Source organism: Nocardia niigatensis NBRC 100131, from assembly GCF_000308655.1.
Taxonomy (GTDB): Bacteria; Actinomycetota; Actinomycetes; order Mycobacteriales; family Mycobacteriaceae; genus Nocardia; species Nocardia niigatensis.
This window is the reverse complement of the sequence record NZ_BAGC01000113.1, coordinates 57,309-82,885: the sequence shown is the minus strand read 5'-3', so window position 1 is coordinate 82,885 and position 25,577 is coordinate 57,309. Positions and strand designations below refer to the sequence as shown.

The 25,577-nt window shown below is 65.4% G+C and carries 27 protein-coding genes and 1 pseudogene; 11 read left to right on the top strand and 17 right to left on the bottom strand.

Annotation, left to right across the window (positions count from 1 at the left end):
• Positions 1 to 59: 59 nt before the first annotated feature.
• Positions 60 to 668 carry an NUDIX hydrolase gene (locus ON33_RS35840; RefSeq protein ID WP_040863605.1) on the top strand — a complete coding sequence of 203 codons (609 nt, stop codon included), beginning with the start codon at positions 60 to 62 and terminating at the stop codon, positions 666 to 668.
• A gap of 140 nt (positions 669 to 808) precedes the next feature.
• Here ON33_RS35840 and ON33_RS35835 read toward each other — a convergent pair whose 3' ends face one another.
• Positions 809 to 1,000 (bottom strand): LysR family transcriptional regulator, encoded by a 192-nt coding sequence (locus ON33_RS35835; protein ID WP_040863604.1) that lies wholly within the window; start codon positions 998 to 1,000, stop codon positions 809 to 811.
• Positions 1,001 to 1,513: 513 nt separating this feature from the next.
• Here ON33_RS35835 and ON33_RS35830 point away from each other — a divergent pair.
• From ON33_RS35830 to ON33_RS35815, 4 genes are all read left to right on the top strand, one after another.
• Positions 1,514 to 1,975: a response regulator transcription factor gene (locus tag ON33_RS35830; protein WP_040863603.1), complete on the top strand. Its 462-nt coding sequence runs from the start codon at positions 1,514 to 1,516 to the stop codon at positions 1,973 to 1,975.
• Positions 1,976 to 2,298: 323 nt separating this feature from the next.
• Positions 2,299 to 3,078 carry a M50 family metallopeptidase gene (locus ON33_RS35825; RefSeq protein WP_040863602.1) on the top strand — a complete coding sequence of 260 codons (780 nt, stop codon included), beginning with the start codon at positions 2,299 to 2,301 and terminating at the stop codon, positions 3,076 to 3,078.
• Positions 3,079 to 3,248: 170 nt separating this feature from the next.
• Entirely contained in the window at positions 3,249 to 4,058 is an 810-nt protein-coding gene (locus ON33_RS35820) for an SAM-dependent methyltransferase (RefSeq protein WP_040863601.1), read from the top strand.
• Positions 4,059 to 4,092: 34 nt separating this feature from the next.
• Entirely contained in the window at positions 4,093 to 5,379 is a 1,287-nt protein-coding gene (locus ON33_RS35815; RefSeq protein ID WP_040863600.1) for a sensor domain-containing diguanylate cyclase, read from the top strand.
• Here the strand turns inward: ON33_RS35815 and ON33_RS35810 are convergent.
• A complete protein-coding gene (locus tag ON33_RS35810) occupies positions 5,372 to 6,163 on the bottom strand; it encodes a phosphatidylethanolamine N-methyltransferase family domain-containing protein (RefSeq protein WP_040863599.1) in 792 nt (263 codons plus the stop codon). The two genes, ON33_RS35815 and ON33_RS35810, sit on opposite strands and share 8 nt — an antisense overlap.
• Before the next feature lie 124 nt (positions 6,164 to 6,287).
• Here ON33_RS35810 and ON33_RS35805 point away from each other — a divergent pair, with 124 nt between their 5' ends.
• Positions 6,288 to 7,292: a TY-Chap domain-containing protein gene (locus ON33_RS35805; protein WP_157184919.1), complete on the top strand. Its 1,005-nt coding sequence runs from the start codon at positions 6,288 to 6,290 to the stop codon at positions 7,290 to 7,292.
• A 20-nt stretch (positions 7,293 to 7,312) separates the two neighbouring features.
• On the opposite strand, the gene ON33_RS35800 is transcribed toward ON33_RS35805, so the two are convergent.
• Positions 7,313 to 8,731: a cytochrome P450 gene (locus tag ON33_RS35800; RefSeq protein WP_040863597.1), complete on the bottom strand. Its 1,419-nt coding sequence runs from the start codon at positions 8,729 to 8,731 to the stop codon at positions 7,313 to 7,315.
• A gap of 70 nt (positions 8,732 to 8,801) precedes the next feature.
• Here ON33_RS35800 and ON33_RS35795 point away from each other — a divergent pair, with 70 nt between their 5' ends.
• The gene (locus ON33_RS35795) at positions 8,802 to 9,467 is read left to right on the top strand and encodes a TetR/AcrR family transcriptional regulator (protein WP_040863596.1); all 666 of its coding nucleotides are present in this window, start codon (positions 8,802 to 8,804) and stop codon (positions 9,465 to 9,467) included.
• A 95-nt stretch (positions 9,468 to 9,562) separates the two neighbouring features.
• Here the strand turns inward: ON33_RS35795 and ON33_RS35790 are convergent, their stop codons facing one another.
• Positions 9,563 to 10,867 (bottom strand): phytoene desaturase family protein, encoded by a 1,305-nt coding sequence (locus ON33_RS35790; RefSeq protein WP_040863595.1) that lies wholly within the window; start codon positions 10,865 to 10,867, stop codon positions 9,563 to 9,565.
• A gap of 21 nt (positions 10,868 to 10,888) precedes the next feature.
• Positions 10,889 to 11,752, bottom strand: coding sequence for an SDR family oxidoreductase (locus ON33_RS35785; RefSeq protein ID WP_040863594.1), 864 nt, complete (start codon positions 11,750 to 11,752; stop codon positions 10,889 to 10,891).
• Positions 11,753 to 11,862: 110 nt separating this feature from the next.
• On the opposite strand from ON33_RS35785, the gene ON33_RS35780 reads away from it, so the two are divergent.
• Positions 11,863 to 12,864 (top strand): 1-aminocyclopropane-1-carboxylate deaminase/D-cysteine desulfhydrase, encoded by a 1,002-nt coding sequence (locus ON33_RS35780; protein ID WP_040863593.1) that lies wholly within the window; start codon positions 11,863 to 11,865, stop codon positions 12,862 to 12,864.
• A 24-nt stretch (positions 12,865 to 12,888) separates the two neighbouring features.
• On the opposite strand, the gene ON33_RS35775 is transcribed toward ON33_RS35780, so the two are convergent.
• Positions 12,889 to 13,680 (bottom strand): SDR family oxidoreductase, encoded by a 792-nt coding sequence (locus ON33_RS35775; RefSeq protein WP_040863715.1) that lies wholly within the window; start codon positions 13,678 to 13,680, stop codon positions 12,889 to 12,891.
• Positions 13,681 to 13,977: 297 nt separating this feature from the next.
• Here ON33_RS35775 and ON33_RS35770 point away from each other — a divergent pair, with 297 nt between their 5' ends.
• Complete coding sequence (locus tag ON33_RS35770) at positions 13,978 to 14,184, top strand: hypothetical protein (RefSeq protein WP_040863592.1); 207 nt, start codon at positions 13,978 to 13,980, stop codon at positions 14,182 to 14,184.
• A gap of 83 nt (positions 14,185 to 14,267) precedes the next feature.
• Here the strand turns inward: ON33_RS35770 and ON33_RS35765 are convergent, their stop codons facing one another.
• The 10 genes from ON33_RS35765 to ON33_RS35735 all read right to left on the bottom strand — a co-directional run bounded on the left by ON33_RS35765 (position 14,268) and on the right by ON33_RS35735 (position 23,588).
• On the bottom strand, positions 14,268 to 14,474 hold the full coding sequence (locus ON33_RS35765) for a DUF397 domain-containing protein (RefSeq protein ID WP_040863591.1): 207 nt from the start codon (positions 14,472 to 14,474) through the stop codon (positions 14,268 to 14,270).
• A complete protein-coding gene (locus ON33_RS35760) occupies positions 14,471 to 15,346 on the bottom strand; it encodes a helix-turn-helix domain-containing protein (protein ID WP_040863590.1) in 876 nt (291 codons plus the stop codon). The genes ON33_RS35765 and ON33_RS35760 overlap by 4 nt, the downstream gene beginning before the upstream one ends.
• A gap of 1,412 nt (positions 15,347 to 16,758) precedes the next feature.
• A complete protein-coding gene (locus ON33_RS42125) occupies positions 16,759 to 16,899 on the bottom strand; it encodes a hypothetical protein (protein WP_157184918.1) in 141 nt (46 codons plus the stop codon).
• Positions 16,900 to 17,078: 179 nt separating this feature from the next.
• Complete coding sequence (locus ON33_RS35755; RefSeq protein ID WP_051153382.1) at positions 17,079 to 18,473, bottom strand: phage major capsid protein; 1,395 nt, start codon at positions 18,471 to 18,473, stop codon at positions 17,079 to 17,081.
• Positions 18,474 to 18,503: 30 nt separating this feature from the next.
• Positions 18,504 to 19,226 (bottom strand): HK97 family phage prohead protease, encoded by a 723-nt coding sequence (locus ON33_RS35750; protein WP_051153381.1) that lies wholly within the window; start codon positions 19,224 to 19,226, stop codon positions 18,504 to 18,506.
• A 106-nt stretch (positions 19,227 to 19,332) separates the two neighbouring features.
• Positions 19,333 to 19,629: a hypothetical protein gene (locus tag ON33_RS35745; protein WP_040863589.1), complete on the bottom strand. Its 297-nt coding sequence runs from the start codon at positions 19,627 to 19,629 to the stop codon at positions 19,333 to 19,335.
• On the bottom strand, positions 19,616 to 19,798 hold the full coding sequence (locus ON33_RS42120; protein WP_157184917.1) for a hypothetical protein: 183 nt from the start codon (positions 19,796 to 19,798) through the stop codon (positions 19,616 to 19,618). The genes ON33_RS35745 and ON33_RS42120 overlap by 14 nt, the downstream gene beginning before the upstream one ends.
• Before the next feature lie 352 nt (positions 19,799 to 20,150).
• Positions 20,151 to 21,245, bottom strand: a complete 1,095-nt coding sequence (locus ON33_RS35740) for a hypothetical protein (protein WP_040863588.1) — start codon at positions 21,243 to 21,245, stop codon at positions 20,151 to 20,153.
• 2 nt (positions 21,246 to 21,247) lie between these two features.
• Positions 21,248 to 21,424, bottom strand: coding sequence for a hypothetical protein (locus tag ON33_RS42115; protein ID WP_157184916.1), 177 nt, complete (start codon positions 21,422 to 21,424; stop codon positions 21,248 to 21,250).
• Positions 21,425 to 22,070: 646 nt separating this feature from the next.
• Positions 22,071 to 23,588, bottom strand: a complete 1,518-nt coding sequence (locus tag ON33_RS35735) for a recombinase family protein (RefSeq protein WP_051153380.1) — start codon at positions 23,586 to 23,588, stop codon at positions 22,071 to 22,073.
• 72 nt (positions 23,589 to 23,660) lie between these two features.
• Between ON33_RS35735 and ON33_RS35730 the strand changes: the two are divergent.
• A pseudogene (locus ON33_RS35730) lies at positions 23,661 to 24,416 on the top strand (Sir2 family NAD-dependent protein deacetylase); the annotation flags it as partial.
• A gap of 135 nt (positions 24,417 to 24,551) precedes the next feature.
• A complete protein-coding gene (locus tag ON33_RS35725) occupies positions 24,552 to 24,899 on the top strand; it encodes a hypothetical protein (RefSeq protein ID WP_040863587.1) in 348 nt (115 codons plus the stop codon).
• Between the two features lie 27 nt (positions 24,900 to 24,926).
• Here ON33_RS35725 and ON33_RS44200 read toward each other — a convergent pair whose 3' ends face one another.
• Positions 24,927 to 25,514: a TetR/AcrR family transcriptional regulator gene (locus tag ON33_RS44200; protein WP_040863586.1), complete on the bottom strand. Its 588-nt coding sequence runs from the start codon at positions 25,512 to 25,514 to the stop codon at positions 24,927 to 24,929.
• Between the last annotated feature and the right edge of the window lie 63 nt (positions 25,515 to 25,577).

Below are 25,577 nucleotides of genomic sequence, written 5' to 3'. Positions count from 1 at the left end.
GGCGCCCGGCCATCGGTCCGGGTCGAGCACACGATGATCGGTAGTGTCACGATCGAGGGATGAGTGTGCGGAATTTCCGGGACCTCGCCGCGGTACGGCTGCGCGACTTCAGCTTTCGAACGGTTCCCGAGACGCCCGGCGTGCGGCGCGCGACAGTGGTGTTGTGCGTGCTCGAGCACGACGGGAAACCCTGCGTGATCGTGATCAAGCGGGCGTATCGCGGGCGCAATGCGGGGCAGTGGGCGATCCCGGGCGGACGGGTCGACGGCGACGAGACCGCCGTCGCGGCCGGGTTGCGGGAACTGCGCGAGGAGATCGGCCTGACCGTGTCGCAGGACGAGGTGCTGGGCCGGCTCGACGACTTCCCGGCAGCCTCCGGATTCGCGATCACTCCGATCGTCGTGGCCCTCGACGACCCGGGCATGCTCACCCCCAACCACGAGGTGCACGCGGTCCACTACGTCGCCCTGGACCGGCTCACGGCCGAGGACACACCGCACTGGGTGGAGGGGCACGACGGGACCCGCCTCCTGCAACTCCGACTCGGCGACGCGATGACCATTCACGCGCCGACGGGCGCGATCCTGTTGCAGTTCCGCGACGTCGTCCTGCTCGGGCGCGAGACCCGGGTCGCCGATCTGCAGCAGCCCGATTGGACCCACCGATAAGGGCGGTTCAGCCGAGCGCGGCCGTGCGGAGGGCGGCCGCGCGGCGAGCCGCGGGCTCGGGCACCGGTGTGTGCAGGCGGGCCGGCAGCAGGCGCCGGGTCTCGGTGGGACCGCCGCGGCCCGGCAGGGCCCGGCCGCCGTCAGCCGCACCCCATCGTGCCGCCGCTGCGAGAGCTGGACCCACGACCGCCGCCGCGCTCGAGCGACGCGATCTGCCGCGACACCGCCGACTGCGTGTATCCCAGCGCGGTCGCCGCCGCGGTGAGCGTGCCCCGCTCGGCCACCTCCCGGAACATCCGCAGCGCGGTCAGGGACGCGTCACGTTCACGCATACCACGCACGATGTGATCTCGCCGCTGTGCTGCCGTGGCCGCGTCGCGACTCCCGAGCGGGCCGCCGGGCAGTTACTCCACCGTGCGCGGAAAACGGCCGCCTCACGCACGGCCCGCAATTGGTCCGCTAAGGCCATGAACGGCCGTGATCCGCCGACTGGAGCCGATGAGGCGGTAGCACCGGCCCTGAGCGGGCGATCCGCTTCCGGAGATCACTGATGTGCCAGGTCACGAATTCAACGGAACGGCAAACAACAGATGTCTCATAGGTGAACGAACTACTGCAGCGATAAGAAGATTCCAGCGAATGTCCGGCAAATTTTACATTTTCCTGGCATAACGGACGGGCAACGAGATAGCGTCGGGTTCCGTCGGTTGCACACGGGCAAAGTCGGAACAGACGCCCAAGCGGTGAAGTTTCGCGCGACGGATGACGGCATGGGTCGGGGGATCCCGCCGAGCGGAGGACCGCAGATCATGAACAGTGTCCCGAAATCGACTACAACGGCTCACGTGCGTTCACCACAGGGTGAGCGAACCACTTCGCCGGCGAAAATCCTGGTTGTCGAGAGCAATCCGGCCGTCGCGGAGATGACGGTGCTGGTACTCGCGGCGGCGGGCTACCACACCTTCCAGACCGCCAGCGGTCAGCAGGCCCTGCGCACACAGGATCGCCTGAGTCCCGACGTGATCCTGCTGGACCGGGCGGTGCCCGACATCGAAGTGGCCGACCTGTGCCGCGAGCTGCGCACGCGGACGGGCGCGCCCATCATCGTGCTCAGCACCGATCACGATCCCGAAGCCCTGGAATCCATCCTGCTCGGGGGCGCGTCGGAATGCCTGCTGCTGCCGGTGCACACGCGCGAACTCCTGGACCGCATCGCCTTCCAACTGCGGGCGCGCCGGGAGCCGGGCGCGAACACCGACGCCAAGCACGAAACCACGCCCGATCCGAGGCCCTACGCCGCGGCCTGACACCGCGGCCCGCGATCACCGCGACACCTCGGCCGGCGATGCCGCCGGAGCAGGGGATGGGATTCCGGCGGCATCGGCTGTTCGGGGACCCTGTCTCGGGATACCGACGAGACTCACCCGGGCAGTACCGGACGGGCACCCGGTGTCACTGCCGCTCTGCAGCGTAGTCACCGAAACGGTTGTGCACGTTGATATCCGCCGTCCGGGACCTGACATCTTCGTTAACTGAACTCGCTTGCGCCCCGGCCGCTCCACGCCGAGGAAGACCGGTCACCCGATCGCGACCGGTGGTCGCTCCCGGCCGGAGTCGATAGGGTGCGGCGGTGAATACAGCGGAATTCGTGCAACACGGCAGCTCGGTGCTGGATCGGCTGTCCACGACCCAGACTCCCCCGCCGTGGCAGCTGGTGGTCGGAACCGGCGTGGTGGCGCTGCTACTGGTGGCGTTCCGGCCGACGTGGCGGATTCTGCGCAATGCGGTGACCATCGCCCACGAGGGCGGGCACGCGTTCACGGCGCTGCTCACCGGACGCCGGCTGAACGGCATCCGATTGCATTCGGACGCTTCGGGACTCACGGTGTCGAGCGGGAAACCGTACGGGCTCGGCATGATCCTGACGACCGCGGCCGGCTATCCCGCACCGGCGCTGCTGGGGCTGGCCTACGCGGCGCTGCTGGGCGCGCATCGCATCACGCTCATGCTGTGGCTGACCATCGCGCTGCTGGTGGTGCTGCTGCTGAAGGTGCGCAACTGGTACGGCCTGCTCTCGATCCTGATGACCGGCGGCCTGGTGTTCGCGGTGTCCTGGTTCGGCACCGACACCACTCAGGCGTCGCTGGCGTATCTGGCGGCCTGGTTCCTGCTGCTGGCGGCCGTGCGGCCGGTGATCGAGCTGCAGCGCAATCGCGCGCACGAGCCCGGCTCCGACGCCGACCAGCTGGCCTACCTGACCAAGATCCCGGGTCTGCTGTGGGTGCTGGCCTTCGGTGCGATTGCGCTGTGCTCGCTGGTCTTCGGCGCCCGCCTGCTGCTCGCCGACGTGACCGGGGTCTGCGTGCCCCCGCTCACGCACAGCACGTGCGCCGCGTCAACCGCCGGGTGAGCATTCTCCCACCTCAGAGCGAGAGTGGTATCGCTGCAAGGTTTCTGGTGAACGAGGGCTAACATTCGCCTTACACCGTCCGGGTGATCCCGAACACCGGATTTGCCCGGATCTTGGCCCGCCCGCAACGCCGGCGGGCGCTCGATCGTTGCGGCAAGGAGGGATTCGGGATGGAACGACCGGCATGGGCCCCGGAGGGCGTGGACATGAACCGGCCCAGCCCCGCGCGCATGTACGACGCGCTGCTGGGCGGCTCGCACAACTTCGAGGTGGACCGGCAGGCCGCCGAGGCGGGCAAGTCGCTGGTCCCCGACCTACCGCGGCTGGCGTTGAGCAATCGGGCCTTCCTGCGGCGCGCGGTGCGCTTCCTGGTGGATTCGGGCGTGCGGCAGTTCCTCGACATCGGCTCCGGCATCCCGACCGCGGGCAATGTGCACGAGGTGGCACAGGCGATCGATCCGGAGTGCCGGGTGCTCTACGCCGATATCGATCCGGTGGCCGTGGCGCATGCTCGCGCGATCCTGCAGGGCAACGACCGGGCGGCCGCGATCGAGGCCGATCTGCGCGAGCCCGAGGCGCTGCTGGCGCAGTCGCGGCAGACCGGCATCATTGATTTCGACCAACCGGTCGGCGTTCTTCTCATCGCGGTCCTGCACCTGATGAGCGACGACTATTCACCCATCGACAAGGTCAACGCCCTCCACGACACCATGCCCACCGGTAGCTATGTCGCGATTTCGCATCTCACCTCGGCCACCCGCCCGGACGACGCGGCCAAGCTGGTCGAGAACTCGCACAATGTCAGCAGGATAGGACTGCAGTTCCGCACCCGCGACGAGATCGCCGCGCTGTTCGGCAAGTGGGAGCCGATCGAGCCCGGTGTGGTGGAATTGCCGCTGTGGCGGCCGGAATCCGACCGTGACCAGCACGAGGCGCCGGGCCGGTCACTCGGACTGGCGGGTGTGGGCCGCAAGGCCTGAGTGGTTTCGACGTGGCAGGGGCAGGGGGTTAGCGGTGGGAGCACACGAGTTGGCGGTCCGATGGGCCGACGTCTTGGACGGCGCGGTCGCGCCGACGCTGACCCGGGCCCAGGTGGAGGATTTGCTCGACAGTTTCGGTGACCGGCTGATCGCGGCCGTCCGCGGCACGGGGGACATATCGGTGGGGCGTGAGGCCGCGGCCGCGCTGGTGGCCGCCAACTATCGCGATCCGCTGGCCGTGCACCGCTCGGTGCTGGTGCTGTGCAAGGACCTGGTCATGGACGCCTGCCCCGACCCCGCCTGCGCGGATTACGGGCCGGTCCGTGACCGCGCCATCGAACTCGCCGCGGAGTTCGCGGCCGAGTTCACCGCCGGGCTGCGCAACGCGGCGCTCGCCGAACAGGAGAAGACGCTCAGCGCGGCCATGACCGCGGCCCGGGAGGCCGAGTCGAAGCGGCAGCTGTCGGAGGCCAGGTTCCAGGCCATCTTCGAGGGCGCGTCGGTGGGCATCGGCACCATCGACATTCACACCGGACTGGTGGTGGACGTCAACAACGCCATGGCCGAGACCCTGGGCGTGCCCGCCGAGGAGATGCCGGGACGCTCGGTGGCCGACATTCTCGGGCCCGTGAACATCGGTGACGCGTACGGACTGTTCCAGCGGCTGCTGAGCGGGGACATCGACCGCTTCCGCTTCGAGAGCGACCACACCAAGCCCGACGGCGCGCACACCACCGTCGACCTGTCCATGACGGTGGTGCGCGACAGCGAGGGCAATCCGCGTTTCCTGGTGGGCGTCACGGTCGATGTCACCGACCGTAAACAACTGGCCGATCAGCTCTGGTACGACGCGCACCACGATTCGCTGACCGGACTGCCCAACCGACTGCTCTTCTTCGACCGCCTTGCCGCGGCCACCGGCCAGGTCGGGGTCTGCTACCTGGATCTGGACGACTTCAAGGAGATCAACGACCGCCGCGGCCACACCGCCGGCGACCGGGTGCTGTGCGAGGTGGGCCAGCGACTGCGCCAGGCGCTGCCGCCGAGCGGGGTGGCCGCCCGGCTGGGCGGCGACGAGTTCATCGTGCTGGTCGAAAACTGCTCAGGTCGGTACGAATTGGACATCGTGGCGGAGAAACTGCTGGCCGCGCTGCAGGATCCCTTCGATGTGGCGGGGATGCTGGTGCACGTGGGCGCGAGCATCGGCACCGCACTGGTGGACACCGATTCCACCGCCATCGACGAGCTCATGCACGCCGTGGACGTGGCCATGTACCGCGACAAGGCGATACGCCACGGCGCGCTCGGCGACGCTAGATGACGAACGGCACCAGCGCTTTTCGCTGCGCCGGATAATCCTCGAACTTCTCCCGGTACCAGGTGTGGGTGGCGAAGGCGCGCGGCACCAGGTTGCCGAAGGTGATCAAGAAGATGACCACGCCGGGCAGCGCCCAGGTGAGGATGGCGAACCCGGCCCAGGCGACCAGTTCGCCGAGATAGGTCGGGCTGGTGACGAATCGGAATCCCAAACCGTACGGAATCTTGTATTCCGTTGCGCCCGGGTTGTTCTTGTCGCGAAGATTCCGGACGATGCCCTCCGAGCTCACCAGCAGCGCGAATCCGCAAAGATAGATGATCGTTCCGATGATGAAGCGCGGATCGGTCAGCCAGTCGGTGCCGTACTGCCCGAGATAATCGTGGCTGAAGAGCGCACCATTGAGGTAGCCGTGCATCGCGGTCACGAACATGCCCATGCCCAGCACCGAAACATTGAAACTGCTGGTCTTGCCGGGCACTTGGCGAATGGAGAGGGGGAAGAACCAGCCGCGGTTGCCGTAGTGCAGAATCCAGATGGCCGCCAGCACCAGGGAAGTCGGCTCGAAGCGGCGCGGACCGCTCAGGTACGCGATCGCGAAGACCACGGTGGCCGGGATCTCCATCAGCCACCAGCCGAGTTTCGGATTGAGATTGAGTCCGAGTTTGGCGGTGGCGAAACGGCCGTAGGGGCTCTGTCCGAAGAGGCCGCCGATCAGCACGAAAGCGGCGAACGCGAAAGCGATCGTCAGCACGGTGTCATAGACGGTATTGCCGGTGTACCAGTTCATTCGTGGTCCTTCAGATGAAAAAACTAGAACAGGTTCTACCATAGTGCGCATGCCGACCGATACCCAATGGCGGGCACGAGAGATGACCGGCGGGTAGGTTGGCGAGAACCCGGAGGGAGGCAAGGTGGGTTCACAGGGATGGGATGTACTACTCAAATGGATGCCGTTCTTTCTCGAGGAGGACGAGGACGCCGACGAATCCGGGCTGGGATGGAACCCGCGCTTCATTCAGATTCGTGACGAACTCACCGGCCGCCGTGTCCATTTCGCGCAGCAGGGCACCGAGATCGAAGTGCTCGTGGCGGTCCCCGACGACGCCGCCGACGCCGAGGCGCTGCTGACGGTGCTGCGCGCCCAGCCCGACGGCACCTGGGATCCGGTGCCGTTGCCCTCGGAATCCGATGCCACCGCACCGGATCCGCAGTGGCGGGCCATGCAGCGGGTGCACCAGCAGCCGCGATTGGCGCGCGAGTGGAGCACCGGATGGCAGCGCGGTGAGTCGGTGGATCATCGGCGCGGCGTCGCCGAATCAGTGGTGTCGGTACTGCGCGACGGCCTCGACATGGACGGGGACCGGCTGCGTTTCGCCACCTGGAGCATGGACGCGCCCGGCAGCGGCAGCTACGGCCTGCCCGCCGATCGCCCCAGCGAGCGCGAGGCGCCGGTGGCGTGTACGGACTGGGCCGATTTCGAGGCGCGGCTGAGCTGGGCGCTGACCACGCTGCCGTGGGACGGGGTGATCAACCTCAGTACCCCCCACCCCGGTCCGGACCCGTGCTTCGTCCAATTCCTGCACGGCAGGCAGCTTTTCAACGAGGCCAGCGGCTGGGACGTGGCCGGGCTGGGCTCGGGCGAGTTCGACCGGCGCATGCGCGAACTGGGCTGGAGTTTCGCCCCGCACAGCGTGCCCGGCGGCGCGGCGCTCATCTGGGAGGGACCACTGGCCAAGGCCGGGTTCAATCCCAGCCTGGAGGGCGCGCCGCGGCGGACGGTGGCCACCTTCACCGAGGTGTTCACCGTCGGGCACCCGCAGGATCTGGTGTTCCGGGCGTTCCGCAACGGCCGCCGCCGCGATCCCGAATTGCGCTATTTGGACATCGAACTCGGGATTCCGCGCGACGTGCGGTGAGCCGCCACGCGGCCGGGTGATCAGAGCCGGCGCAGGTGGATCGGCAGGCCGTCCGCGGGGGTGGGGCCGGTGCCGGCGACGAGAGGCACCTCGTAGCCGTCCGGCACACTCCAGCGGTAGTTCAGCAGCATGCGGTGCATGGTGGCCTTGACGGTCATGCCGCCGAAGTACCGGCCGATGCACTTGTGCGCGCCACCGCCGAAGGGCGGCCAGGCGAAGCGGTGCGACTTGTCCTCGGCGCGTGCGGGATCGAAGCGTTCCGGATCGAAGACATCCGGATCGTGCCAGTACTCCTCGTTGCGCATCATCGAGTACGACCCGACCATGATCAGCGTGCCCTTGGGGATGAAGTACCCGGCGATATCGGTGTCCGCCAGCGTTTCTCGCACCATCTGCCCGACCGGCGCGTACATGCGCAGGGTCTCGCGGAAGGCCATCTCCAGGGCGGGCAGCCGATCCAGATCGGCGTAGTCGAGGGTGGGCTTGCCGAGCGCCTCGGATTCCTTGCGCAGCCGCTCCTGCCACTCCGGGTGCCGGGCCAGTTCGTAGGCCAGCATGGAGATGGCGAGGGTGCTGGTGTCGTGAGCCGCCATCATCACGAAGATCATGTGGTCGACGATGTCGGCGTCCGTGAAGGATTCGCCGTCCTCGGTCTCGGCGTGGCAGAGCACGCTGAACAGGTCCTCACCGTCGCCGGCGCGCTTGGCGGGCAGCTCCCGGCGGAAGTAGTCCTCGAGCAGTTTGCGCCCGCGCAGGCCCCGATTCCACACGCCGCCGGGCAGATTGGTGCGGATGATGGCCTTGCCGCCGTACACCGCGGCCTCGAAGGCCTGCGCGAGGCGGTTGCCCTCGGTGCCGAGTTCCGCGCCCGCGAAGACCACGGTGGCCTGTTCCAGCAGCATGCGCTTGACGTGGTCGTAGAGCGGGAAATCGGGGGCGGGCAGCCAGGAGTCGACGCCGCGCACGATGCGCGGGGTGGTGAGATTGAGGTAGCCGATGAGCCGCGGACGGGTGAAGGCCTGCTGCAGGATGCGGCGGTGGTACGCGTGATCGTCGAAGTCGCGCAGCAGGATTCCGCCGCGGAAGAACGGTCCGATGAGGAATTCCCAGCCCTGCTGCGCGGACAGCACGTGCTTGCGGTCCAGCAGCACCTCCTCCACGGCGGCCGGACTGCCGATGCCGACCACCTGCCGACCGAAGACGCCCATCCACTGCACGGGGCCATAGCGGCGCATGCGATCGCGGCTGAAGGTGAGGGGATCGGCCAGGGTGCTCAGCACGTGGCCGATGCCGGGCGGGCCGAAATCACCCATCACCGGCTCGAGCCCGCTCCCCGGCGGCGGTGTCGCCAGCGCCCGCGGCGCGGAAGGGTAGCGCTTCAGGACCCCGGCGGCGCGGCCCTGAATGCGATGGTTCAGCACGGCCTTTCGTACAGCCATTCCTCAACGGTAGCGGAAACGATTGTTTCCGTAAACGGTCGTTTCCCGATATCTGTGCCAAGCTGTCAGGGTGACGCGAGCTTTCAACGGGACCTATCGCGGCACCACGACCGATGAGCGCCGCGAGCAGCGACGGCGACGACTGCTGGACGCGGCGCTCGAGATCGTCGGCACGCAGGGGCTGGCCGCGCTCACCGTGCGCGGGGTGTGCGAGCAGGCGAAGGTGGGGCCGCGCTTCTTCTACGAATCCTTCACCGACCTTGACGCTTTGGCCTCCGCGCTGCTGGACGAGGTGCAGGGCGCGGCCCTCGACGCCGCCCGCACGGCCATGACCGAGACCCCCGGCGGGCCGGAGGAGAAGATGCGGGCCGGGGTGGCGGCGCTCATCATCGCGGTCACCGACGATCCGCGCCGGGCGAACATCGCCTTCGCGCAGGCCTACGGCAGCGAGCTGCTCATGCGCCGCCGGTTCGAGGGCATGCGCCGGGTCGCCGAACTGCTCATCGAGCAGACGCGGATGCTGCTCGACATCCCCGAGGGCGACGACACCGCCCTGACCGCCCTGGCCCAGCTCATCACCGGCGGCGCCGCCGAGCTGATCCTGGTGTGGCTCGACGGCGGGCTGAAGGTGGATCGACCCGTCCTGATCGGAATCCTCGCGGATTACGTGGTGGCCATGGTCGATCGGCTACCCGGCATGCAGCTGCGCCTCCCCGAGACTTCAGCGCCGGACTGAGGAGCCGTTGCCGGCCTCGCCTGCGTGCCGCCGGTCAGCTCCGAACCGATCCTGGGGGTACCCTGCGAGTTGCCCCATCGCCGCGAAATCCGTTGTCACATTTCGGATCGGCCCACGCCGCTGGCGATGATTTCATCGACGACGATCTTGGCGGTTTCCATGCAGGCGGTGATGCCGCCGTTGGCGTACTCCTTGACCGCGTCGCCGACATTCCAGAGATTCGCGATCGGGGTGTCGTGGGGCAGGTCGTAGCCGGCGACCGCGCGCTGCGGTGGCCAGTCGTCCCGGGTGACCGCGATGGACAGGATGCGGGCGGTGTCGAAGCCGGGAATCTCCTCGCGCAGATCCTGGAGTACGAGGGCGGTTTCGGCCTCGGCGTCGAAGTCGCCCACCGAGGGCTTGGGGAGCCCGGTGCCGACGTAGAGGTGCCAGCCCTCCGGCGCCATCTCCGGACAGGTGGCGGTGAAATTGGCGACATAGCACAGCCGCCGGGTGCGGGCGAAGCTGAGCAGGCCGGGCGCGTCGATGAGCGGTTCCCGGCTGGCGAAGTTCACCGAGATCATGGCGCACGGCAGATCGCGTTGCAGCACCGAGCCGACATAGTCGGACGGGAAGTGCTCGGGGCCAACGAGATCCAAGGTGGCCGAGGGCCCGATGTCGCTGATTGCGAAAGCGCAGGAGACGTCGGAGATTTCGCCGTCGTGGCGGATGCGGGCCCCGGTGACGCGATCGCCCTCGACGAGCAGCTGCTGCACCTCGCTGCCCAGACGCACCTGTCCCCCATTGCGTTCCACGACCTCGGCCAGGGCTTTCCAGAGGCCGATGGTGCCCTCGGGACAGAAGCCGAGCTTCTTGAACGCGGACTTGCCGGTGATGTAGGTGAGGAACACCCGCGCCGGCAGCTCCTCCGAGCCGACGGCGAAGATCGAGCCGCACATATTCCGGAAGATGCCTTGTACCGCATCGTTTTTCGTGTACCGCCGCACCCAGTCGGCGGTGGACAGTTCCCGGTCGGGCGGCCCGCCCTCGGTGCGGGCCGCGCCGGTGAGCAGCTTGGCGCCCTGCCGGGTGAGCTGGGAGATGAGCAGTCCCCAGCCACCGCCGGCGACATCCACGTCGCGGCCGTTGATCCGGTACAGGATCGGCGGATCCGCCGGGCGCACTTCGAATTTCGCGCCCACCTCCCCGAAGGTCTGTTCGGTGAGGCCACCGAGTTCGACGACGACCGCGCCGGTATTGACGGTGAAGCCGTCGATCTCAGTGGTGGAGGCTCGGCCGCCGATCCGATCCAGGCGTTCGACGACCAGGGTGCGGAAGCCGTGGTGCGAGAGCCGGGCGGCCGCGCACAGCCCGCCCGCTCCGGCTCCGACAACCAGTGCGTCCCACGTGTTCTCGCTCATGGCGAGCCCCCTAGAGCAGGCTCAGCCCGCTGGGTTCACCCCGGGCTGAGCGTCGGACATATCGGTAATACGGCTCCAATTCTCCCGCACCTGATCCACCGTCGGGACCTCACTGAAGAAGACGGACTTGTTGGCGAAGAGCTGGACCCGCTGCACCGAGCCGCCGCCGACCACCAGCACCATGCCGGAATCGGTGCAGTCCTCACTCATCAGGTGGCCGACGACGGGGGCGACCTGGGCGGGCGGCAGCTTCTCGAGCATGGCCTCCGATGCGATGTCGGCGGTCATGCGGGTGGCGGCGATGGGCGCCACGGCATTGACGGTGATGTCGTACTTGCGGCCCTCGATGGCGAGGGTGTTCATCATGCCGACCAGGCCGAGCTTGGCCGCACCGTAATTGGCCTGGCCGAAGTTGCCGTACAGCCCGGAGGTGGAGGTGATCATGACGACGCGACCGAAACCCTGCTCGCGGAAGTGCGGCCAGGCGGCGTGGGTGACGTGGAACGAGCCGAACAGGTGGACCCGCTGCACGGCCTCGAAGGCCTCGGAGGTCATCTTGGCGAAGCTCATGTCGCGCAGGATGCCCGCGTTGTTGACGATGCCGTGCACCGCGCCGAAGCTGTCGATCGCGGTCTGGACGAGGGCCTTCGCGCCCTCCTCGGTGGCGACGCTGTCGTAGTTGGCGACCGCGGTGCCGCCGGCCGCGCGGATCTCCTCGACCACGGCGTCGGCCATGCTGTGGCCGGAGCCGGACCCGTCACGCGCGCCGCCGAGGTCGTTGACCACCACGAGGGCGCCCTCGCGGGCGAGCAACAGCGCGTATTCCCGGCCCAGGCCGCCACCGGCTCCGGTGACAATGACGACGCGATCGGTTACACCAGGCATGAGTTCTCCTTGCCGTATCTAATAGCTTTTCGAAACGTAGCAGGACGGTTTGCCGGGCCCGTGTGCTGCCCGCCACACTCGTCGCAGAACTGGACAGTCGATAGGTTGGAATGGTGACGCCCTACCTGCACCGCCTGCACCCCGAACTCACCGGGGCCCTGCCACATGTGCGGCTGGGAACGGCCCCCACACCGGTGCGGCGACTCGACGCGCTCGACACGGTCGGCGCGGACATCTGGCTCAAGGACGACAGCACCTTCGGCGACGGCGGCTGGGGCGGCAACAAGGTGCGCAAGCTGGAATGGCTGCTGCCCGACGCGCTGCGGCAGCGGCGGACCACCATCGTGACGGTGGGCGGGCTGGGCACCAACTGGGGTCTGGCGACCGCGCTGTACGGGCGCGAGCATGGGGTGAAAACCGTTCTGGCACTGGTGGATCAGCCGATGGACGACCATGTGCGGGCGCAGCTCGAGCGGCTGCGGGCCTCCGGAGCCGAGCTGCACTTCACGCGCACGAAGGCGCGCACGATCCTGAGTGCGCCGTATCTGCTGGCCCGGCATTTCACCGGCCTGCGACCGCCGTACTTCCTGACCGCAGGCGGGTCGTCGCCGGTGGGTGCGCTTGGATATGTCGAGGCCGCACTGGAATTGGCCGATCAGGTCCACAACGGGGAACTTCCGGAGCCGGGCCACATCGTCATCCCGGTCGGGTCGGGCGGGACGGCGGCGGGCCTCTCACTCGGACTGCGGCTGGCGGGACTGCGCACCCGGGTGGTGGGGGTGGTCGTGAACGACACACTGCGCCTGGACGAACCGACGCTCGCCAAGCTGGCGGGCCGCGCCGAACGGCTGTTGCGCGCCCGGGGCGCGCGACTGCCCGAGCACCTCTCCCCCACCGACAATCTGGATATCGTCACCGACTACCTTGGGCCGGGATACGGCTATCCGATGCCGGAAGCCGCTACGGCACAGGCACTCTCGGCGGACCGGGAGCACATGCGGCTGGAGCCGGTGTACACCGCCAAGGCGATGGCCGCGCTGCTGGACATGAACGCGCACGGCCGGTTCGGCGACGGTCCGGTGGTGTATCTCAATACCAACGGACCGCGCTGACACCGGTTTCCGGACGCCGGCCCCTCAGGCGGCCGCGAGCTTGGCGGCCAGGAACTCCTCCCAGGTCCGGGCGCCCACGGCGTGCTCCGGGGTGAGATTGCCGCCCGCCGCGTAGACGCGGGCCGCCTTGCCGGGGGCCTTCAACGTGAAGACCGGACGGCGGCGGCCGGTAGCCTCCAGATAGCTGCGCTCCAGCTCCTTCATGGTGTAGATGCGCGGGCCGCCGATCTCGTCGACCAGGCCCGCGGGCTCACCCAGCGTCAGCTCCACCAATCGCGCTGCCACCTCGGCGGTTTCGATGGGCTGGAAACGGAAGTCGAAGACCGGCACCAGCGGCATCCTGCCCAACGCCGACACCATGGTGAAGAGCAGGTCGTGGAACTGGGTGGCGCGCAGGGTGGTCCACGGCAGGCCCGAATTCTCCACCACCAGTTCGGCTTCGCGCTTGGCGGCCATATAGGCCATCACCTGGCGGTCGAGGGCGCTCTCGACCGGCACGCGCTCCGCGCCGACGACCGAGATGTAGATCAGATGCGGCACGACCCCGGCGGCGTGGATGGCGTCGACGAGGATGCGCGCCTTCTCGCCGTCGCCCTTGGTGCTGCCGGCCAGGTGCAGCACGGTGTCGACGCCGGCGACCGCCTCGGCGATGCCGGCGCCGGTCTGCAGGTCGCCGGCCACGTATTCGATGCCGTCCCGCGCCTCGCGGGCGGTGCGGCTCAGCACGCGCAGGGTCACGCCGGCCTCCCGCAGCAGCGGGGTGACCAGGCTGCCCAGGGTGCCGGTGCCGCCGGTGACCAGAACCGTCTGCGCCATGATGACCATCTCCTTCGTTCGTCGCGCCGCCGCTGTGGTGGCGTCCTGCCCTGATGACGACGCAGGGCCGGCCGGTGTGACACGACGTGACCGGCGGCACAGCACGGGCAGGTCGTAGGCTGGCCGCATGCCCGAATCCGGTTCCGCGCAGCAGCTCGAGCGCCTGCTGGACCTGGTCTCCGGCCGCCGGGTGGCGGTGCTCACCGGCGCGGGCATCTCCACCGAGGTGGGTAGTCGATAGGGGTCTATCTGCCGACGAACGACCCGAAAAGGCACTGAGCGGAGGAGGATGGGCCGATGACCAGCCATCGGAAATCCAGGACCGGCGTTCAGATCAACCGCGAGATATACGACTCGATCGACATCTCCCGCGCCCTCGAGCAGCTAGGCCCCATGCCACCGCACATCCGCGAGCGACTCCGAGCCTTCATCGCCGCACACCCGTACTCAGGCGGTACCTACCGTCACGAAGCCCCTGAGCAGGACAGCGCCGACGAAGCCTGACCTGGCGATATGACATGGCCGTGTCTACCACATAAAAGAACCCCCGCAATATCAAGATCTGCGGGGGTTCTGCTCTGCGGTACCTACCGGTCGAACTTGCCAGCCTTCACGGCCGCATTGAAGGCGTCCCAGTCTTCCGGCGCAAACGCCAGAACCGGGCTCGTCTCTCCCAGCTTCGAGTCCCTGACTGCAACCCTGCCCCCGCTCAGGTGTGCCGCTTCCACGCAATCCGCATTCGACCCGCTGTAGGTGCTCTTGAACCAGCGTGCTCCGGACAGGTCGATACTCACGCTTCATACTCCTTCGCGATTGACAGCAGTAGCTGCCGTGTTGTGTCCCGGTCCAACGCTACCCGGCCGATTTCGGCGAAAGCGTCTCGATACTGCATCACGTCTTCGTCTTGTTCCAGGTAGAGATCACCGGTGTAGCTCTCAATGTAGATCACCGGGGGCTCTGTCTGCTGTGTTGCTGGCAGCTTCGGAAACTCCAGCATGGCAAACGAACCCACCCGTGAGCCAAGGTGTCTGCGTGCGTCGAAAGGCACGACGCGGATGGACACGTTCGGTTGCTGCGAGATATCCGCCAGTCGCTTCAGCTGTTCGACCATCACAGCCGCCCCGCCGATCTGCTCCAGGAGAACCGTCTTCGAGACAATGACATCCACCGCGAAATCCGGGTCATCCAAACGGGTTTGACGACGGACGGCCATCTCTACGCGCTTCTCTACCTGGTCTGTCGGCATCTCCGGGGATTCGGTCCAGGCGATCGCACGGCGGTACTCGGGCGTCTGGAGCAGACCCGGAAGCAGGTTCGTTCGCCAGACCGACAAGGCCCGCGCGGAGTCTTCCAGGCCAAGGTAGTAATCGAAGTGCGGCTTCATCTCGTCGGCGTAGGCCCGCCACCAATTCTTCTGAGACGTTGCGAGTTCCCGGGCCAGTCCGAGCATCAGCTTCCGATCGTCGTCGCTGACCTTGTAGGCGTCGGACCACACGTTGACCCAGAGCAGGGAAACCTTGCTCTTCTGGCCGTACTCGATCCGAGCAACGGTCTGCTGAGACGTGTCAACTAGTTGTCCCGCTGCATATTTGGTCATCCCCGCACGCTCGCGATGTCCCGCCAGGAGTCTGCCGAGCGCCCTGGCCGGAAGCGTGGAACCAGACATTTCTTAGCCTCGCTATCGAAGGAGAACTGGAATCTGGAAGTACCCAATATGAAAGTCTGGCACTTTTTGCTTGGCTGGCCAACCTGGAACTTCCAGAACCAGACGACAGCGCGTGTACTTGTCTTACCCCCGGTGGACGAGAAGGCCGGACAGCTCCGACAGGACGGATCTTGTTCGGAGTTGTGTCCCCCCTTCGCAAGTCCGGTCGGTACCGCTCATCGGGGGACCCAAACGTCAACGCCGATAACACAACCGGAAGAAGCCAGCCATGGTGTGGGCGATACCCATCGAGAACCACGAGGCCATCAGCTTTATGACCCTGGCCTACGCACGGGACGTACTTCGTGTGCACAACTGCTGCACTCTGCTGGCATGTCCCAAGAAGCGGCAGGCAACCGCCTTGATCAATCAGGCGCGCATAGCAGCAAGGCAAGAACTGGGGTTGCGATGAGTACGCACATCTCTCATGAGCCGCCGGACTACCCGATCATGAACCTGGAAGCTGCCAAGCGAGGGCAAGAGATTCATGCATCGTGCGACGAAACATGTTCCGCCAAACGGTATTTTGACAAGGTGACACCTCGGCTCGAACGGGAGTCCCGCACGCTCAGAAGCTCCCACAACAGCACCTCAATCAGGGGCGCATGGAACATCTGGTAGCACCAGCAATCCTTTAGCGAAACACCAGAACGCCTCGAAATGCCCTCATTCCGGACCGCCAGCCCTCGCAGGTCACCCAGGTATATCAAAAAGTTACCAAAAATGACCTGACGAGGCCAACAAAAATGGCCTCTGAACTGCGGTTATGCACATTTTGGTAGTGGAGAGAGAAAAAAGGGGACCCGGGTCTTCCTGCGTCATCGAGACCTACCGAAGACCCACCCCCCTGTAGCAATGCCGGGCAACCATGGCAACCCTTTGGCAATCGCTATGATGGATTGCTTCCCCACCCCTTCACAAGCCGCCGCGACAATAGAAAACTGCGAACATCCCCGGCTGCCACGTGAATGGATTGCCACTGCGATACCGAGCCGTTCCCTTTGGCCCGGATTGCGCAAAAGTCGGTTTCTACCGGCGCGCGTCGATTGCTCGAGTTTCGTCTTCTCTCGTCCATGTCGCGAATGCGCGCGCTTCGATTTCTAACCGTTCTTCGGATCGCCGATACGCGGGTTCACAGGAAGAACGTCGGTGCGCGAATTCCTTCCACATCTCACGAATAGAAGAGAAGGATTGTCACCGAGAAACCGAGCTGTTCCTTTTGGCCAAAACTGCGCAAAAGTCGATTGCAAAACGCGCTTTGTTTGCTCGAGTTTCGTTTTCGTTTGTCTATGGGTGCAGGCGCGCATGGGTGCTGCTATGACTGAGCGTTCAGTGGTGTGGATAGACGCTCAGTCATGCGCTCGTGTGTGCTGCTACAGCGTGCGGTGTTCTGCGTTTCTCTGAGTAATCAATCTATCGAGCAGCGCCAAGGCTGAGACGTTGCCAGAACGTAGTGCATATTCGCGCAGTGCGACCAGACGGTACAGCGGGATAGAACGGGTCGAGTTGGTCATCGTGGGTTGCTCCATTGGAAATGCAAACAGGAGCGCTACCGAGGTACGAACACGCCGTTGTCCGCGCATCTCTGGCGTAGCGCTCCTGTTTGGTGAGGAGCGGATCACTCGGGTGCAAGGTTGGTTACCGGAGCGACTGAAGGGCACTCCGGACCATCCCGAATGATCCGCTATTGATGTTACACGCCGGGTACGTCGAGCATCCGGAACGCATTGGCGTTGGTGATATCGGAACCAGTGCGGTACCAGAGAATCGCGCCACGCTGACCGTTCGGGCGACGGTTGGCCCCGAACAGATGCGGAACCATTTCCAGCGTGCTGCCGATTCGATCCACGATCACGAACTGTTTGAAATCGCCGTAGATGGCAATGTAGTTGTGCGCGACAGCGTTGATTCCGGACATGGCGCTGTTCTCGTGCAGTGAACGGCCCAGAAGCATCGGCGGGTTATTGCGCGCTTCCGGGAATTCCAGAGCACCGTTGGTCGTCTCGAACTGGCGCACGGAATTGATGGTCGTCAGATTGGCGTTCCAGGCAGCCTTCGACTGGGAGCGGGGCGGCAATGCGTTCTGGAGTGCGAACAGGTCGGCCTTCGCCAGCACATGGGTACCGCTGCCGGTAACGATGGTCGAGCCACCAGCATTGGCCAGCGCCGTAACAATGCCCGTGGGCTGACCGCTGCCGGTACCGACCGTGTACGCCTGAGCGTTGAGCTGTTCTGCCGCGTCCACGAGAAGTTCGGTCAGTTCCCCGATGAACTCCGCTCCATCCATCGCCAGTTCGAACGAGAACGGTACGAACGCATCGCCCTTGTAGACAGGGATATTGGGGCTTGCCAGGGTTGGGCTCGCGTCGGCGAATTCCGTGGCTTCTGCGGTCCACTCAGCGGTCACACCGGCCGAAGTCACACCGCGCCACTGTGAACCGACCGTCTGCACAACACGGGCGATCTGCCGCAGCGGGTTCACACTGCCGCTGTTGGTGAGAATCACGGAAGGGTCGAGAACGAGCGGGACCATGAAACCACCGGTAGCGCCCGAAGCGATGCCCATAGCGCGCTGCTCGGTCTTCAGCGATTCGACCGCACGGAACGCCGCGGCCTCCTGCTCATCGAACAGCATGTGCCCACGCTCCGGGTCGGCGAGCAGCTTCCCGAAGGCCCGTTCGTACGCGGGAGATCCAGCCGCGATAGCCCAACGCTGGGCCCAGTTCCGATCCTGCCCGGTGCCGGTCTTCACGAGTGCCTCGACGGTTTCCGCACCGCCAGCGGCGAGCTTGCCCGACTTGTTCGCCGCGTCGATAGAACGCATGGCCATGTCGGTCTGAGAGTTGCCGCGCCGATCATCGGTGAACGGGGTTCCGCGCTCGATATGGCCACTCTCGGCCGCGTCGCGAAGGTTGCTCATGCGCCCCTCGATACCGGCGATAGCGGCGCGGTGCTGCTCGATCGCGGTCACGAGATATTCGCCCCGGTCGGCATCCTCAGCGCTCAGGTCAGCGCGGGTGGAAAGCTCGGTGGCTTCGCTGCGCATGATGGCGAGTTCTGCCTTGTACTCTGCGAGTGTCTTGCTCATGTTGAATTCCTTGAATTGGTGTTAGTTGGGTTAGTCGAGCGATGCGAGGGCCAGGCGCAGACGGCGCTGTAGGTCGAGGCCGGCCGATTCCGAGCGGACACCGACCGAGGTAGCGGCGTACGCGGGAAACAGGACAGGCCCGGCTTCCATCAGTCGGACGGCCTTGATTTCACGCTTCAGCGAAGGTTCTCCGTCAGAGCTGGAATTGCTCAGCGCGCGCCAGACGGAATCGCCGGTGAGGGTTTTGCCGGTAGCCCGATCGCGCCAGCTCTCCTGTACGACCTGGAACGAGAAACTCATGCTCGAGACAGCGCCAGCCGCAATGGCCTGACGTACCGCATCACCTTCGGGTGTCTGCAACAGGCGGCCCTGCACTTTGAGCCCGCGCTCATCCTCTTGGAGTGACTTCCAGACGCCGATAGGAAGCTGTCCGACCTTCGGGTCTTTGCCATGCGACCATTGCATTGCGACTTTGGAGCCGCGTTCTTGGAGTGTCTTGCGGAATGCGCCCGGGGAAATGGACTCGAGAAAACTCGCGCCAGCCTCACGAATGATCGTCGGAGAATTCCAGATGGCGGCATAGCCGGAGATGTTGAATCCGTCGTCTTCGGTGGACGGGTCATCGAATGCGCGAGCCTCGAATGCCGTGTCGAGAGTGCGGTTCCGGAAGTGGGTAACAGGGGCCATAGAAGCGCCTTCAGTTCGGCCAGGGTTGTTCCTGGCGATGTTCTGAATGTTCGTGAGGACGTTCATCCCCGGCGCTATCAGGTTCTGTTCTCGACCGGCATTTCTGGGTGCTCTCGCGGCCCGCATATGTGGTCTTGTGTTCAGAATAGCTCATAGCGCCGGGGATTACGCACTACAGTTCGTCGATGTCGTCTGGCAGGAAATCGGGAATGTCGTCCACCCGCTCAGGTTCGGGTAATTCGGTACCGTCGTCGAGCAGGGCTTCACGCTGTGCGTAGATCAGGGGCAGGGGTTCGCCGGTATTCGGGTCGTAACCCCACGTGAAAGTGAGCCCTTCCCCGCCCTCGATATGGACGCGAATGCAGTCACCCTGAGCTATGCGCCGTTCCAGGTCGTCGTCCTCGAGGTGCGCCACAGCGAAATGCAGCAGCTGTTTCACCTTCTGGGTGCTGAGTTCATCGCTGGTCATAATTGATCCTTCCTGTGCCTTCGGCGCTCGAGCGCTTCGGTTTGTCTTCGGGCTGTTCGATGCCCATGAGTTCGTTGGTGAGGCGCTGGTCTTCGCGAGCTTTTTTGCGTGCTCGTGTGCGCCTTCTGCGTGCGTTTGCTTCCCGGAGTGTGATCCACTCGATTGCCATGGAGACTTCCCTTCGATGCTTCTGAAACGAGCTTTACCGTGTAAAATCGAATGACAGAAGACCATTCCCGCAACCCGCAGGAGCGCTTTGATGTTGGATCGAAATCCGCTGCTCGACTGTGTAGTGCCCGACGCGATTGTGTGCGAATACCAGGGGGAGCTGGTTGTCCGAGGTAGGACTTATCGGCAATTCGAGCTCAGGGGTATCAGGGAAGTCATCGGGCGTGATGGCGAGAGCGAGTGGCGCTACGCGTCTCGTGGCGGCCGTCGCGCTGCGGTAAAGGTCCCTGCCTAGGCAGACCCTCGAAGCAAGGCCCCGGAAGCTCGCAGGTGTGTTTCCGGGGCCTTGCTTGTCACATCCGGGCTACCGCGCCAGTGACGGCTTCTTTCACGCCGGGGGGCATGGCGTCGAGAACGTAGGGCGTAACCAGGTCGGAGTAATCGGACAGGTACCCGTACTCCTGGAGTCCGAGCATGTCTTGGGCCAGTGCAACCAGGGCCAGGTGTTCGAACTGCGGGGCGAGCCCGTCAATGATGGCCTGTAAACCGTCACGGCTATCCCGGTCGAGTTCTCCCCAGACGGACTTGAAGACCATCGGCCACCAGGCATCCCCGCTGCCGATCAGTTCGTCCTCTTCGAGCTTCCAGCCCCTGGATGCAGACCGGTCGTTGATGGCCTCGAAAAGCGCGTAGGTGGCATCGCGAGCTGCCGCGCGGTAGCTCATCTCGAGGTCGGTCCGATCACGCAACCCACGCTGATCGATTGCGTAAATGTCTGCGCCGCAACGGAATTCGACACCAGATGTCGTGGCCTTGGCGGTGATCCCCGCAACAGCGGCCTTGGTCAGCCTGACCTGCTGGGCCACGTACGCCTTGGCCACCTCGGGACTGATCAGGTTGCCATCGTCGTCACACAGGTCACGGTCAGGATCGATGTAGCCCGAAGGTGCTGCGGCAGTAGGGATTTCCGGAGTGACCGGCGCGCTGGGCGTAGCCGTTGGCTTTGGCTTCCCGGCCTTCTTCGGGGCGCTCGTCTCGGCGACGGGAGTTGTTGCGGCAGAGTTGGTTTTGGCCTTTCGGCACGTCCATGTCATCGGGCAGATGCTGTGATCGCCGCGCTTGTGCTTGTCCCTCTGCCGCCACTGAGCGTTCTGGGCGTCGCGCTCGTCCTTCGTCTTCTGCCCCGACCAATCGATCTGGATGCCGTCTTCCACGACTTCGAGGAGCCCGGCGTCTGCGAGCAATTCGAGCGCGCCATCTCGGTTCGGAGCCAGTGTGGCCAGAGGGAGCGCGTAGGAGGGCACGTGACCGTCTGTGCGGGCGTGAGCACTCCAGGTTCGGAGTTCGAGCAGAAGCAGTAGCGCCGAGCGGCCGTCCTCAGTCGAGCGCAGTTGAAGCTGGGGAAGTTCTGTGAAGAATTCGGCCTGTAGGTTGGTTCCGTAGGTCATATTTAGTTGTCCTGCTCGGTGGTGGCGGAGGCGATGTTCCGCTTGCGTTCACAATCCTTCTTGGCGCGGTCCAGGTAGATCTGAGCCAGTTTGAATCGTTCGTCTTCGCTGTAGTTTCGTGCGTCGTACCTATCAGTCGCGCCGGGTGTCAGGTAGGGCATCTTCAGTTGTCCGTTCACGTTCTTGCGTTAGATCCAAGGCCATTCCTTGGACGACATAATTGATACACCCGACCTCTGGGGTAATTCATAACTTACGACACCAAAGCGTGCGTTCCCACCTGGGGAAACGGGGATTTTCTCGGCGTTTCGGTGTTCTGGATCACTCCACGCAGTGACCTAAATCACTTTCAGGGCCTGACACATCCGAATCGACTATGCGCGTGCTTGTGCCCCTACGGGTCTGCGGCGGCTCCGAACCCTCTGGGCACCCGTTCATCCCAGAAGGCCCCCGTGGAGCGCCACGGCCTAATGATCGGGCAGGAATCGCTATCTGTGCGCGAAGGGTGGGGCTGTCCAGGGAGCGCCGCACACTGGGTAGCCCGAACAACGGGGTCCCCGCCGGTCGGTCGGGTGAGCGCCCCGGCGCGATATCCCGATCCGGTCCGGTGGGGGGTACCTAAAGAATCTTCTTCTATCAGTTGAAAGATTAAGGACGAAGTCCTTCGGACTTACCTTAACTTTCCTTAACTTACCTTTAACCGGTGGTCTCCCCTGGGGGAGATGGTCAGCCACCTTCTGGGATCGCAGGAAGTGGCTGGTCAGAGAATTTCCTGCGATCCCAGTAATTCCCTGACCAGCCACGTTGTTGACGTCACCACTCTGGTCAGGAAGTCTTCACACCCCGCAGGATGGCCCCGGTGAGCGCTGACCGGTCGGGGAGAATGGACTCCACCCGGACGGACCCGGGATCGAATTTCCGCGCACCCTTCTTGGCCGGGAGGATAGTAACTCTTGCAGATCTGCGGATAAGGTCCCGTTGCTCCAGAAGTGTCATGTTCTCCCAGATGATTTCGGGCGCTGACGCCATGGCCGCGAGAATAGGGCTCAGAAGCTCACCACGCGCCTTTTCCTCGAGCGCCTCGATTTGGGGTGTCAGTTCCTTGTTCGCCTTCACCAGAGCGGCCATGGGGAGGTCACCAGCGAGCGCCGCATCCTCGAATTCGGTCAGTCGTTGTTTGAGGGCGCTCGCTTCGGCGCGGTATCGGCTGTAGTCGCTGCCGTCGTTGTGCGCCCATTCATATCCGACTGCTTCCCCGGTCTCATCCTCTGCTACTCGCAGATCGAACAGTAGCGTGTCAGCTTTCCAGTGTTCGACGATCTTCAGGACTTCGGATATGACGTGCTTGTCGGTGTCGTCGGCTTGCCGGGATACATGAGCGCGCTCGCAACGGTATTGATCACCTCGGTTGTATCGCTCCGCTGTCCTGATATACCGAACTGGACCCTCGCACTTCCAGCAGACCGCAATGCCCGTCAAAAGGTGCACGACTTCGGAGCCCCGGGGCGACTTGCGGGCGGGATCGGCGAACAGGGCCTTGATGCGTTGGTGCTCGTCCTCGGTGATCAGCGCTGGCCAGTTCCCCTTGCCGACAACCTGACCGTTGAGCACCCTCAGCGCCGCGTAGGCCGGATTTTCGATCATCTGGCGCAGTAGGCGCGGCTCCCAGGGCTTTCCGGCGTCTGCGGCGATCCTGCGGCCCGGTTTGGCGATCCCCCGGGCGTTCCAGTCCTTGGAGATGGCATAGAGCGTCTTGCCGGTCAGGAGTCCGTCCGTCAGTTCACGGATGAGGGGCGCTGCAATCGGGTCCGCCTCCCAGTGGCTCGAGCCGTCCGGGGCGTAGATCTTGCGGTAGCCGAAGGGCAGGACGGAGTGAGGTTCACCCGCCGCTGCGCGAGCCCTGACAGACCGTCGTACGCGCTCCCTCGTCTGGTCCGACTCATGTTCTGCCACAACGGCTTTGACTCCAGAACTGAGACGGGCCGATGGTTGGGTCAGGTCGAGGACTTCCCCGCCGGAGCACAGCAGAACCCCACGGTCGGCGCAGAGGTCACGCAGTGCGGCGAATTCGCTGAGTCTCCTTGCGGCCCTTGACTGTTCCCAGACCACGAGAACATCCCCGGGCCGTAGCTCCCCCAGCAGTTCCTGATAGCCGGGGCGCTTCTTGGTTTTCGAGTACTGGCTAGCGCTGATGTCGTTGTCGGTGATCACCGGTCCCTGGGCCCACCCGTTGGCGCTGACCTGAGCCTTGCACTCGGCTACCTGCTGTTCCACCGAGCGCCCCACACCCGACTTGTCCTGACTGACTCGGGCGTAGATAACGGCTCTGAGCTGTGTGTTCATCGGTCCATCCTTCAGGCGCTTCAGCGGTGGCGTTGCTGTCATCCAGCTTAGGGGACATAGTCCCCTTGATGCATCTCCACCGACAGCGGCATCCCCGACTACCGCAGTCCCGGCGCGCCGGCCCGGACGCCGATGACCTATCAGCAGTTCGTCGGCGATCCCGTGTTCCGCCAACGCTATTGGGCCCGCAATCATGTGGGCTGGCGGCGCATGGACGCCGCCCGCCCGAATCCGTCGCATCACGCGCTGGCCCGGCTGGAACGCGCGGGCCTCGTCACCGGGCTGCTCACCCAGAACGTGGACCTGCTGCACACCAAGGCGGGTCATCGCCGGGTGATCGACCTGCACGGCGTCTACGCGCGGGTCCGCTGCCTGGCCTGCGACACTCTCACCTCCCGTATGGCCCTCGCGGATCGTCTCGAGGCCGCCAATCCCGGCTTCGCCGAATCGCATCCCGTCGACGGCCTCGAGGTGGCGCCCGACGCCGACGCGATCGTCGCCGACACCGCGTCCTTCCGCATGGTCGACTGCCTGACCTGCGGCGGCCTCCTCAAACCGGACATCGTCTACTTCGGCGAGTCCGTCCCCAAACCCCGCGTCGCCGCCGCCTTCGACGTGGTCGACGCCGCCGACGCCCTCCTGGTCGTCGGCTCCTCCCTGACGGTCATGTCGGGCCTCCGCTTCGCCCGCCGCACCGCCAGATCCGGCCGCCCGGTCATCATCCTCAACCGCGGCCGCACCCGCGCCCACGACCTCGCCACCCTCACCCTCGACACCGGTTGCGCTCCCGTCCTCACCACCCTCGCGGACACCCTCGCACCCGGCTGATTCGGATACCCGATGCCGAGTGGCAGGAATTCCGGGGACGTTCTGCCCTTGGACAGGTCGTCGGCGGAGGCCAAGCTTGATTCAGGCCAAAGGCCGAATCCGCACGCGGATAACGCAATTCGAGAGGACAAGAGTATGAAACCGTTGTCGGAATCGCTGATGGATCTCGCGGCCCAGGTCAAGCGCTTCGAAGAATCGTCCGCCGCCGCACGGGAGAAGAGCCAGGCCACGATGCAAGCGCGACGGGAGGAGTTGCAGGCCGCCTTCGAGCGTGAGGGCAGCGAGTTCGAGAAGACCACGGCGGACCTGCGGGAGTCCGCACAGAAGTGGTGGTCGGACACCCGCGAAGCCCTCGAACATCAGATCGACGTGATGCGCGCCGACTTCGAGAAGTGGCAGGCCGACATCAAGGCGCAGCGCACGGCGGATGCCGCTCGGCCGGCCGAGAATGGCCAGACCACCGAACCCCCGGCCCAGAGCTGATCGGGAGCGGGTCGCCGCGGCGGCCCGCTAGTCCCGCACCTCGAGGCGGCGGACCAGGGTGACCAGGGCTGCACGCAGAGCGTCCGGGTCGTCGGTGTCGGGGCCGAGGATCATCCGGACCACCTGGGGAGCCGCGAACCACCAGGCGGCGAGGGCGGCGACCGCGTAGAGCAGGTAGCCGGGGGCGACATCGCTGGGAAGGGTCCCGGACTGCTGGGCGGCGGCCAGCGCGGCGACCTTGTCGGCGTAGTGCGAGGCGCGGGCGGACTCGGCGGGCAGCTGACCGTCCTGCGGCTGCAACCCCTCCCAGTACATGAGCCGCAGGAACTGTGGGTGGGTGCGGTGGAAGTCGAAGACGTGGCCGGCGTATTCGGCCAGGTCGCCGGCCTTGTCGGCGGTGAGGGGGCTGGCCGCGGCGAGTTGCTCCAGCTGGTCGGTGAGCACAGCCTCGAACAGGCCGCGTTTGTCGCCGAAGTACTGGTAGATGCGTTCCTTGTTGATACCGGCGCGGGCCGCGATGGCGTTCACCCGGGCGCCGTCGGGTCCGCGCTCGGCGAACTCGAGTACCGCCGCCTCGAGCAGCAGTCGTCTGGTCCTCTCGGTATCCCACGCCATGGGGTCCATCCAACCATCTCCAACCACACGGTTGCGGTTGGGCTCACGGCTGTGACAAACTCC